Source organism: Arthrobacter agilis (assembly GCF_002953615.1).
Classification (GTDB): Bacteria; Actinomycetota; Actinomycetes; order Actinomycetales; family Micrococcaceae; genus Arthrobacter_D; species Arthrobacter_D agilis_B.
Map to the genome: position 1 here is coordinate 2689637 of NZ_CP024915.1, position 11198 is coordinate 2700834.

At 71.4% G+C, this 11198-nt stretch carries 7 protein-coding genes; 2 read left to right on the forward strand and 5 right to left on the reverse strand.

Going from position 1 to position 11198, the window contains the following annotated elements; genetic code table 11:
* A partial coding sequence (locus CVO76_RS13085) for a YlbL family protein (protein ID WP_208739572.1) occupies positions 1–872 on the reverse strand: 872 nt, incomplete at its 3' end.
* A 370-nt stretch (positions 873–1242) separates the two neighbouring features.
* Here CVO76_RS13085 and CVO76_RS13090 point away from each other — a divergent pair.
* On the forward strand, positions 1243–2640 hold the full coding sequence (locus tag CVO76_RS13090) for a zinc-dependent metalloprotease (protein WP_133081052.1): 1398 nt from the start codon (positions 1243–1245) through the stop codon (positions 2638–2640).
* Between the two features lie 24 nt (positions 2641–2664).
* Here the strand turns inward: CVO76_RS13090 and CVO76_RS13095 are convergent, their stop codons facing one another.
* From CVO76_RS13095 to nudC, 3 genes are read right to left on the reverse strand one after another with little or no spacing between them, the layout of a single operon-like run.
* Entirely contained in the window at positions 2665–3237 is a 573-nt protein-coding gene (locus CVO76_RS13095) for a M48 metallopeptidase family protein (protein ID WP_208739573.1), read from the reverse strand.
* Positions 3224–5275, reverse strand: a complete 2052-nt coding sequence (locus CVO76_RS13100) for an ATP-dependent DNA helicase UvrD2 (RefSeq protein ID WP_208741818.1) — start codon at positions 5273–5275, stop codon at positions 3224–3226. The genes CVO76_RS13095 and CVO76_RS13100 overlap by 14 nt, the downstream gene beginning before the upstream one ends.
* Positions 5276–5331: 56 nt before the next feature.
* On the reverse strand, positions 5332–6288 hold the full coding sequence (gene nudC, locus CVO76_RS13105; RefSeq protein ID WP_133080962.1) for an NAD(+) diphosphatase: 957 nt from the start codon (positions 6286–6288) through the stop codon (positions 5332–5334).
* A gap of 164 nt (positions 6289–6452) precedes the next feature.
* Here nudC and CVO76_RS17640 point away from each other — a divergent pair, with 164 nt between their 5' ends.
* Positions 6453–7991 (forward strand): phosphotransferase, encoded by a 1539-nt coding sequence (locus CVO76_RS17640; RefSeq protein ID WP_432206103.1) that lies wholly within the window; start codon positions 6453–6455, stop codon positions 7989–7991.
* Positions 7992–8123: 132 nt separating this feature from the next.
* Here the strand turns inward: CVO76_RS17640 and CVO76_RS13115 are convergent.
* On the reverse strand, positions 8124–11198 hold a 3075-nt coding region (locus CVO76_RS13115), incomplete at its 5' end, for an ATP-dependent helicase (RefSeq protein ID WP_208739575.1).

Consider the following 11198-nt stretch of genomic DNA (forward strand, 5'->3'; position numbering starts at 1 on the left):
GAGTCGATCGTGCCCGTTCCCGCGAAGTGCCGCCCGCCGGTGAGGTCCCCCTCGGTCAGGGTGTCGATGATGCCGAGTGCGAACATCGTCCCGGCGGAGGGCCCTCCCACATTGTCGAGCTGGATCGTGACGTCGAAGGGGAAGTCGAAGGTCGAGGCGAGGAGGATGCCCAGCTGGAAGTCGCCCTCCGGCGATTCCTTCGGCGTCACGGAGAGATCGAGCGGCGCGCCGTCCCGGAGGATGGACAGGGCGACCGGCGCCCCTCCGGCCTCGCGCAGGGCCGAGCGCAGCGTCCCGATGTTCCCGATCGCCTCGCCGTCGATGGCCCGCAGGACATCACCCTCGCGCAGGAGCCCCTCCGACGCGGAGCCGGTGGCGAGTCCGGCGACCGACAGCTCTTCCGTGAAGTCGATGCCCTCGTGGGACAGTGCGGCGGCGATCGCGGATTCCTGGGAGGAGGTCATGGCGACGGCGTTCTGCTCCTCCACCTGGGAGGACGTGGTCCCCTCCGGGTACACGAGCTGTTCGGGCACCACGGTCTCATGGGGATCGGCCCAGGCCCGGAAGGTCTGGAGGACGTTCACCGGTCCGTTCGGCCCTCCGCTGACGAACACGGTGGTGAGGTCGAGTTCGCCCTCGGGCGGATAGCTCTCGGTGCCCTCCACCTGGATGAGCGGCTGTCCGTCGACCTCGCCGATCGTATTGAAGGTCGGCCCGGGCGACTCGATGACATAGGGCGAGGGCAGCAGGACCGCGGCCGTGCACAGGACGACGGCCAGCCCCCCCGAGACCGCCATCGCACGGAAACGGGGGTCCCTCGGCCTCGTGGGCTCCTCCGGGCTGAACGTTTCGACGTGGACGGGCTGCGTCACGGTGCTTCTTCCTGTAGGGCGCGTTGCGCGGGCAGCGCGGTGGGGCGATCCGCACGACACCGGCACACCTAGAGTAGACGTTCCCGCCGACACGCTCCCTGGGCGTTCCCTCCACGTCGACCGCGCGTCGCCGCGTCCGCGTACGCTCCCAGGGCCGCTCGCCCCTGCTGCTTTGCCCTCAGCGAACGGTGCACGGCGCAAGGGACACCGGCAGGGCACGGCCGGTAGCGTGTCTTCCACAACCGGCAGGAGTGGCACCGCCCTCCCGCCCGGACCCGCCAAGCTACTCCCAGGACCGGTGGTATCAGTGACCAACCCATCCAACCCCTCGAACGGCGACGACGACACGCCCCAGGACCCGCTGTCCGAGATGCTGTCGAAGATGTTCGGAGGCGGGGCCGGCGGCATCGATCCCCAGGAGATCGCGAAGGCCGCGGGGCTGCCCTCCGATCCGGCGGCGATGGCCATGATGATGCAGCAGGTCCAGGCCATGTTCTCCACGACGAGCGACGGGCCGGTCAACTGGCAGATGGCCCACGAACAGGCGCGTCGCGTCGCCGCGGCCGACAACGACCCCTCGGTCACCGCGCTCCAGCGACGGAGTGTGGACGAGGCCCTGAAGCTCGCGGAACTGTGGCTCGACCCGGTGACCGATTTCCCGAGCACCGGACAGCTCGGTCGTGCCTGGTCCCGCGCGGAGTGGGTCGAGGCCACCATGGCCACCTGGCGCCGCCTCACGGAGCCGGTCGCGACGAGCATCGCCAAGGCACTGTCCGACGTCATCTCCGAGCAGCTCCCGGACGAGATGAAGTCGATGATGGGCATGATGGGCGGCCCCGCCTCCATGCTGCAGAACGTCGGCGGTGCGATGTTCGGCATGCAGCTCGGACAGGCGGTCGGCGCCCTGTCCAAGGACGTCGTCGGATCGACGGACATCGGAGTTCCGCTCGCCGAAGGGCGCATGGCCCTGCTGCCCGCGAACGTGGCGGCGTTCGGCGAGGGCCTCGACATCCCCGAGCAGGAGGTGCAGCTCTTCCTCGCGGTCCGCGAGGCCGCCCATGTCCGCCTCTTCACGCACAGCCCCTGGCTCACGGGGCACCTCCTCGGCAGCATCGAGCGCTACGCCCGGGGCATCCACATCGACATGGGGAAGATCGAGGAAGCCGCCAGGGACATCGATCCGACCAATCCGGAGAGCCTTCAGGGCGCCCTCTCGCAGGGTGTCTTCATGCCCGAACGGACGCCCGAACAGGACACCGCGCTCATCCGCCTCGAGACGACTCTGGCCCTCGTCGAGGGCTGGGTCGACGAGACGACCGCAGCTGCCGCCGCCAATCTCCCCTCCGCCGGTGCGCTGCGCGAGATGCTGCGCCGCCGCCGGGCGACCGGCGGACCGGCCGAGCACGCGTTCGCATCGCTCGTCGGCCTCGAGCTGAGGCCGCGGAGGCTGCGCGACGCCGCAGCCCTCTGGTCGCACCTGACCGAGGAGCGCGGCATCGACGGGCGCGACGCCCTCTGGCAGCACCCCGATCTGCTGCCCACGGCCGAGGACCTCGACGACCCGGCGGGATTCTCCGGGCGCCGCAAGCTCATCGAGTCCTCCGACGCCGATGTCGACGCCGCCCTGCAGCGTCTGCTGGCGGGCGGGTTCGAGCCGCAGGACGACGCCTCCGACGGGGACTCCGGGGAAGCAGCACCCGGGACCGCGGATGACGAGGACGGAAGCGGCACGGACGGATCGGCGGCGGACGGCGACGGACCGCGCTGAGCGCGCGGACTGCACTGCCACCGACTAGAAGGCGTCCTGCCCGGTCGGAGGAAGACCGCGCTGTGCGGCGAAGGCGGCCCCGTCGAGGAACGCCTTCGCCGTCTCGGTGCGTGGATAGCTGGTGAGCAGCTCCCAGAACACGGCATTGTGCGAGGGCTCGACGAGGTGCGCCATCTCGTGGAGGATGACGTAGTCGACGACCCAGTCGGGCATGCCCTGCAGCTTGTGCGACAGGCGGATGGACCGGTGCGCGGGGGTGGCGGACGCCCAGCGGGAATTCTGGTTGGTCACCCAGCCGATCGTCGCCGGTACTCCCCTGCCACCGAGGTATTGCGCCGCGAGGTGCCTGGCCCTCCGGAGCAGCGCAGTCGGGTCGTCCTCGAGGGCGGGGGCCGCGAGGTACTTCGCCGACATCCGCTCGACCATCCGTTCGACCCAGTGGTGCTCCTGGCTCGCCGAGAAGTGTCCCGGGATGGAGACGCGGATCACCCCGTCCCTGATATCGGCACTGACGGTGCGCTTCCGGCGTGCGGATCGCCGCACCTCGACCGGCAGACGCGACCCGTCCGGCCGCGCCGGGGCGTCAGGCGTTGTCACTGATGATCTCGAGGACGGCCTCGCCGTACCGCTCGAGCTTTGCCGAGCCGACACCGGCCAGCCCCCCGAGTTCGTCGAGGGTCTCCGGCCGGGCCTCGGCGATGGCGACGAGGGTCGCGTCCGTGAAGACGACGAAGGCGGGCACGTCCTTGTCGCGGGCCTCCACGAGCCGCCATGCGCGCAGCGCTTCGAAGGTCTGTTCCTCGTAGGTGGCCGGGCAGTCGTTGCAGCGTCCTATCTTCCGCTCCGAGCCGGTGAGGAGCGGCCGCTTGCACACGCGGCAGACGGCCGGCCCGGCGGCCTTGCGGGTGGCCTTCGCCCGCGGCTGCCGGAAGGATGCCTGTCCCGTGCCGGCCGGACGCAGCGCATCGAGGAACCGTGAGGGCTTCCTGCTGGCGCGACCGCCCGGGGAGCGTGACGTGGACCAGGACATCGAGAGGTGGATACGCGCGCGGGTGATCCCCACGTACAGCAGCCGGCGCTCCTCGTCGATGGCCTCCTGCGTGTCGGCGAACGAGATGGGCATGAGTCCCTCGCTCAGCCCGACGAGGAAGACGGCGTCCCACTCCAGCCCCTTCGCGGAGTGCAGCGACGCCAGGGTGACGCCCTGCACCGTCGGGGCATGCTGGGCCGTTGCCCTCTCCTCGAGCTCGGCGACGAACATCTGCAGGGTGAACGCCTCCGGCCCCCGCACGCGGTTGAGCTCGTCGGCCAGGCCCACCAGGGCAGCCAGCGACTCCCACTTCTCCCGAACCGCCCCCGAGTTCTGGGGTGCCACGGACGTGTAGCCGAGCGAGGCGAGGACGTCCCGTACCTGCTGGGGGACGTCGTCGTCGCCCTGCGTGCGTGCCGCAGCGCGCAACTGGAGGAGCGCGTCGCGGACCTCGCGGCGCTGGAAGAACCTCTCGCCGCCGCGCAGCTGGTACCCGATGCCGGCACTCGCCAGTGCCTGCTCGTACGCCTCCGACTGCCCGTTCGTCCGATAGAGGATGGCGATCTCGCTCGCCTTCACGCCCTGGTCGAGCAGCACGCCGATGCGCCGCGCGCACTCGGCCGCTTCGGCCTCGTCGTCGCTGCACTCGGTGAAGACGGGCTCCGGCCCCGGCTGTCGCTGGGCGACCAGCTCGAGCGGAGCGGACCAGGTGGTGCCGGTCGCGCGGCGGTCCACCTCGCCGCTCCGTGCGGCCAGCAGGGTGTTCGCCGCGCGGACCACCTGGGGTGTGGACCTGTAGTCGCGGACCAGCCTGACCACCTGCGCACCCTCGTAGCGTTTGGTGAAGTCGAGCAGGTGGCGCGATGTCGCACCCGTGAACGAGTAGATGGTCTGGCTGGCGTCACCGACGACACACAGCTCGCGCCGTTCCCCGAGCCACAGGTCCAGCATGCGCTGCTGCAGCGGGGAGACGTCCTGGTACTCGTCGACCACGAAGTGGCGGTACTGGGCCCGCACGGTGGCGGCGACCTTCTCGTCCTCCTCGAGGATCGCGACGGTCGTCAGCAGGACGTCCTCGAAGTCGATCAGGTTCCGGTCGATCTTCAGGTCCTCGTACGCCGAGAAGATCCGCGACACCGTGGTGAGGTCCATCCCCGCCGGCTCCGCCCGGCCCGCTGCGGCCGCTGCGTAGGCATCCGGGGTCAGCATCGAGACCTTGGCCCATTCGATCTCCGCCGCCACGTCACGGATCGCGGCGCGGTCCGTCGACAGGCGGAGCCGCCGCGCCGACTCCGCGATCAGCTGCGCCTTGTGGTCGACCAGGGCGGGCAGGGGTCCGCCGACGGCCTGAGGCCAGAAGTACTGCAACTGGCGGAGGGCTGCGGCATGGAAGGTGCGGGCCTGGACGCCACCCGCGCCGAGGTCCCGGAGCCGCGTGCGCATCTCCGCCGCGGCACGCGCTGTGAAGGTCACCGCGAGCACCTGCTGCGGCTTGTAGACACCGGTGTGCACACCGTAGGCGATCCTGTGGGTGATGGCCCGCGTCTTTCCCGTACCGGCCCCGGCCAGGACGCACAGAGGACCGGAGAGGGAGCTGGCCACCATGCGCTGTTCGTCGTCGAGCCCCTCGAGGATGCTCTCCTCGAGCAATAGTCCGGACACTAGGGACGCGCCTCCGACGGCTCCTCGTCGAGCGGTCCGCCGTACCAGCGTTCGATCAGGGCGCGGGCGATCGAGATGCCACCCGCGACCGCGATCGTGCCGTCGCGCACCTCGGCGAACAGCTCCTCGCGCGTGAACCACCGCACGGACCGCATCTCCGCCCGGTCCGGTACGGCGTCGGTCGTGACGGCGCGCGCCGTGAAACCGAGCATCAGGGACGCGGGGAAGGGCCAGGGCTGCGATCCGAGGTACTGCGGGGCTTCGACCTCGATGCCGGACTCCTCGCCGACCTCGCGGATCACCGCGGCCTCAAGCGACTCGCCGGGTTCCACGAATCCTGCGAGGGTCGAGTAGCGGTCCTCCGGCCACGCGACGGCGGATCCGAGCAGCAGGCGGTCGTCGTCGTCGATCACGGACACGATGATCGCGGCGTCGGTCCGGGGGTAGTGCTCGGAGTCGTCCGTGGGGCACCGGCGCACCCAGCCGCCGGCGCGCACCTCGGTCGGCGTGCCGCACCGCGGGCAATGCGTGTGGGTCGCATGCCAGTTCGCGATGGCGGCCGCCTCGACGAACAGGCCGGCATCGCGGGCATCGAGGGACGCGGCGATGTCCCGCAGACCGAGCCACTGCTCGGGCGGCGCCAGGGAGGTGTCCTCCTCGGCAAGGACCGCGAGGACCACGCTGCGCCCGGCATCCGGGGCGCCCTCGTTGATGCGCCCCAGGTAGACGAGCAGGTCGGGCCGCTCCACCTGTGCGGGCGCGACCAGCCGGAGCGCGCTCCCCTGCACCGGCGCCTTCCCCCGGACGAGGGCGAGCACCCTCGTCCCCGGCGAGGCCCACAGGGTGTCGAGAAGGTTCTCGGACGTCCTCGAGTCGCCGTCGCGGTCCGCATCGGCCCGCGAGAGCGGCAGCGATCCGAGGGGTGGCAGCACGAGTGTCCGGAGGGGATCGATCATGCTTCTACGGTACGTTCTCACTCTCCCAAAACACATTCTGCGCAGTGGGGGGTGGAGGAGTAGTGCGAGCGCGAAGACGAGTGGTGCATCTGACGACTCGCCGCGCCGGAACGGCTCCGGCTGCCGCGGGACGCCCTACGGTGGAGGGTGTGAAACGGACACCCATGGAACTTGCTGCCATCGCCAGCGCCGCGGTACCTGGCCTGGCTCCGACAGGGGTCGCCGGTGCTCCCGATGATGCTGCCGATTTCGACTCGGCGCTACTGGTCGACGACGCCGGGAAGCAGTGGCGGGTGCGTTCGCCGAAACATGCCGAAGCGAGCATGCGGCTCGAGACCGAACTGCAGGCGCTCCGCGCCTTCACCCCGGCCGTCAAGGCCGAACTCCCCTTCCTCATCCCGCACATGGCCGGCAGTGTCCGCCAGGGCGAGCTCAGCACCTTCGTGTACTCCCACCTCGCCGGAACCACCAGGACGCTGGAGGCACTCACCGCCGGTGGGACCACGATGGCACAGGAGGTGGGCCGGGCCATCGCCGCGATCCATGCCCTGCCGAAGGACATGGTGCAGCGCGCGGACCTGCCCAGCTACGAGGCCGACGAGTACCGCCAGCGCAAGCTGAACGAGCTCGATCAGGCCGCGACCACGGGCAAGATCCCGTCGATCCTGCTGCGCCGGTGGGAGCACGCACTGGAGGACGTCGCCCTGTGGCGATTCAGCCCGACGGTGGTGCACGGAGACCTGCACGAGGACCACCTCCTCGTCGCCGCCGGCCGCGTGTCGGCGGTCACGGGCTGGACGGACCTGTGCATCGGCGATCCCGCGGAGGACTTCGCCTGGCTGGCGGCCGCCGAGGACGCCCCCTTCGTCGACGCCGTCCATGCGGCCTATGCGCAGGCCAGGGCGACCGCCGTCGACCCCCACCTGTGGCGGCGGGCGGCGCTCGCCGCCGAGTTCGCACTCGCGCAGTGGCTCGTACGCGGCGTCGCCCTCGAGGATGCCGCGATGGTCCACGAGGCGGAGGAGATGCTGGCCACCCTCGAGGCGGACGTCGAGTCCATCGAGCGTGAGCAGCACGAAGCTGCCGAGCGGGCCCGGCACGCCCACGAGGTGCGCCTCGAATGGGGCAACGAGCACGGCACCGACGCGTACGACGACCAGCACGGGCACCGGGAGGATCGGGACGCCGTCCCCGGAGCCGAGGAGGTGGCCGGTGGCCACCGGGACGGCGTCGGGACCGGCGCCGGTGATCCCGTCCGCGAACCCCGCGACGGGGCGGTGCACGACGGCCCCGCCCAGGACCCGCGGTCGGGCTCCGGCACCGGCCACGCCCCACAGGACCGGACCGGCAGCCACGCCTACGACCCGCACGCATCCGCGGCGGACCGCGCGTCCGACCCCACCCGGATGCAGGCGTCGATCCCCTCCGGGCACCGCGACGGCTCCTCCGGTGACTCGTCCGGAGACCCGTCCGGAGACCCCTCGGGCGACCACTCAGGGGACCGGTCCGGGCACCGACCCGGCGAGGCGGATCCGGCTACGCCGTCCGGAGCGTCACCGGCCTACCTGCGCCTGACGGCCGGGCGGCAGCGGTCCGTCGGTACGTCGACGAAGGTCACCCTGCTCCGGAGCAGCGGACCGGTGGCCGGCTCCCCGGACGACGTGGCGACCTCGGCACTGCCGATCGTGTCCTTCGGCAGCTGACGCCAGGGCCTCGCCCTCGTCAGGGCGTCCCGCGGTGCAGCGCCCGCGAGGTGGCCGGTAGCACGGCCGGTCAGCCCTTCCATCCACCTCCGGGCCTCGGACGGACGGCGCGGCCCCTCCCCGGCCTGAGGGTCAGGAGCCGGCCGCCGTGTCCGCCGCTGCGATGATGGCTTCGAGCTCCGCTGCGTCCGCGAGGTCGTGCGGGCGCACGACGAGGTTGTCGGCGACGTAGAAGAAGGCCGCCCGGACCGTGTCGAGCGGCACCTCCTTCAGCCTCGACCAGGCCAGGCGGTACACGGCCAACTGCACGGCCTTGGCAGCGCGGCGGTCCGGGGAGGGCGGGCGGCCGGTCTTCCAGTCGATCAGGTCCCATCCGCCGTCGGAATCGCGGAAGACGGCATCAATCCGGCCGCGCACCACGATGCTGCCGATCTTCGTCTCGATGGGGGCCTCGATGGCGGCGGGTTCACGGAGGGCCCACTCGGACCTCTCGAAGATGGCGGCCATGTCCTTCAGGCCGAGTGTCTCGTCCACATAGGCGTCCGCCCCGCCCGGGTACTCCCCGAGGTCGAGCATGCCGCCGGACCCGTAGAACTCCTCGATCCAGGCATGGAACGCCGTCCCCTTGCGGGCCGCCGTACCGGGCCGGCGCGGGAGCGGGCGCCGCAGCTGCTGCATGACCGCCTCGGGATCTTCCCGGAGCTCCACGAGGGTGGATGCGGAGATGTGGGACGGCAGCGTGAGCGGCAACCGTTCGCGTTCGCGGGCCTGCCGCGCCAGTGCGAGGCGGACCTCCCGACCCCACCGCCCCCCATCGACGTCGACCTCCAGCGTGGGGGCTGCGGCCTGCTCCAGGACGGCCTGTGCGGCGCGTTCCATCGAGCCCCGCCGGGGCCCGAGCGGGTCGAAGGGCCAGCTCGCCCGTTCCGGCCGGGCATTGGCCGGGTTCGTGTCGCCCTGGTGCTCCCCCTGCAGCCAGTGCGGCAGGGTGTAACCCGCGGCACCGGCCTCCGCGAGGGTCACCAGATCGTTCAGGTAGGCCGAGGGAGCCGAGGGTTTGGACCGTCCGCCGCCCCAGGCCGAGGATGTGCAGACCAGGGCGTGCTTGGCCCGCGTGAACGCCACGTAGGCGAGCCGGCGTTCCTCCCGTTCCGCATGCGCCCTGGCTTCCTCCGTGAAGTCCTTCTCGCTGGCGAGCCACTCCTTCTGGTCCTGCTGCTCCCAGTCCCAGTGCGGCAGCTCGGCAGCGTCGCCGCGCAGCGGCCACGGGATCGAGGAGTCCCCGCTGCTCCAGCGCGAGTCCTTCCCGCTCGGGAAGGAACCCTCGTTGAGTCCCGGCACGAACACGACGTCCCACTCCAGCCCTTTCGAGGCATGGACCGTCAGCAGCTGCACCGCGTCCCTGCTCGCCTCGAGCTGCGCTACGGGCAGCCCGTCCTCCTCCTGGTCCGCCGCTTCGAGCCATGCGAGGAATGCCGGGAGGTCGACCCGCTCGGCGGTGGAGACGAATCCGGCGACGGCCTCCGTGAAAGCATCGAGGTTACGGCGTGCCTCGTGGATGCTCACCCCCGGCTTGGCGGCCACCTCGATGTCCAGGAGGATGGTGCGCTCCACCTCACCGATCATGCTGCCGAGGTCGTCACCCACGAAGCTGCGGAGGGCGCGCAGTTCTCGCCGGAGGGCATCGAGCCGCCGTCGCGCGGGATCACTCAGCGTCCGGCCGGAGGAGGACACCCACCCGGCCGGCGGGAGGTGGTCGACGGCCTCCACCAGGCTGCCGGCCTCGGCCAGGTCCGGTGCGACGACGGCGTCCCGGCTCTGGTCGTCGTCGAGTTCCTCCCCTGCGGCGTCGCCGCGCCTGAACATCGCTTCGCGGGTACGGGCGAGCTGCCTCGACCAGTCGCCCAGTGCCATGAGGTCTGCCGGTCCCAGCCGCCATCGTGCTCCCGCCAGGAGCCGCAGCATCGAGTCCGAGCGGTCGGGGTCGCCCAGTACCCTGAGGGTGGCCAGCAGGTCGACGATCTCGGGGGTCCGCAGCAGGCCGCCGAGGCCCACCACCTGGACCGGGACGCCCGCACGCTCCAGTTCCCGACGAATCGGCTCGAACTGTTTGCGTCCCCTGCACAGCACGGCCATCGTCGGGCGGAGGGGGTTCCCGGCGTCGTCGGTCTCGAAGCTCCGGCGGCGCTGGCGCAGGACCTCCTGCGTCACCGCCTCCGCCTCGCTCAGGGTGGACGGGGCCGCCGGGCCGGCAGGCGATCCCGCCTCCTCGGCGGCGTCGGCGCCCCCGACGGGGGCATCGGTGAGGAAACGCCCCAACGTCACCTCACCCAGGGGCGCCCCGGGGCGCGCGACGAGTCCGGGGACCTGCTGGACCGTGGTGTTGCGGAGCCATGGTGCGGGCACGTTCAGGGGCGCCGACACCGTGTTCGCCGCCTCGAGGATCGAGGTCGAGTTACGCCACGCGACCGACAGGTGGGCCACCTCCGACGGTGCCCGCCCTTCCCCGGTCACCCGCGGAAACGCAGTACGGAAGGTGGCCAGCTGTCCCGCCGACGCTCCCCTGAAGCCGTAGATCGACTGGTGGGGATCGCCCACGGCGGTGACGGAACGACCGTCCGCGAAGAGCCTCGAGAACAGCACCATCTGGGCGTGGGAGGTGTCCTGGAACTCGTCGAGCAGTACCACCCTGTACTTCTCGCGCTCCATCCTCCCGGCCTCCGGTATGTCCCGGGCGATCCGCGCTGCAAGGGAGACCAGGTCGCCGAAGTCGAGCTGGCGGCGCGCGAGCTTGGCGGCGGCGTAGCGCTCCGCGAGTTCCGTCACGGTGACGCGGGTGCGCAGCTTGTCGAGCAGCTCCTGCACCTTCTGCGTGGCGGCCCTGGTGGACCCGGCGACGTAAGGCTGGGCGACGACGTGATCGATGTGGCGACGGAGCTCGTCCCGGACGGTCCCGGGCGTGACGAGGTGCTCCGCGCACTCGCCGGCCATGTCGAGCACCGCCTTCACGAGCGTGCTCTTGGCGGCCGTGAAGTGTTCCCACTCGCCGTCGTACGCCTCCACGACGGAGTGGGCGAGCTGCCAGGACTGGGCCGTGCCGAGCATGACCGAATCCCGCTCGACCCCGATGCGCAGGCCGTAGTCCTGGACGATGCCGTTCGCGAAGGAGTGGTAGGTGGAGATGGCGGGATCGACCACCCTGGCCTC

Excerpts from the sequence above, each read along its gene's own strand:
- CVO76_RS13090 (WP_133081052.1), top strand. The coding sequence starts at position 1,243 with ATGCTGTCGAAGATGTTCGGAGGCGGGGCCGGCGGCATCGATCCCCAG.
- CVO76_RS13100 (WP_208741818.1), bottom strand. The coding sequence starts at position 5,275 with ATGGTGGCCAGCTCCCTCTCCGGTCCTCTGTGCGTCCTGGCCGGGGCC.
- nudC (WP_133080962.1), bottom strand. The coding sequence starts at position 6,288 with ATGATCGATCCCCTCCGGACACTCGTGCTGCCACCCCTCGGATCGCTG.
- CVO76_RS17640 (WP_432206103.1), top strand. The coding sequence starts at position 6,453 with ATGGAACTTGCTGCCATCGCCAGCGCCGCGGTACCTGGCCTGGCTCCG.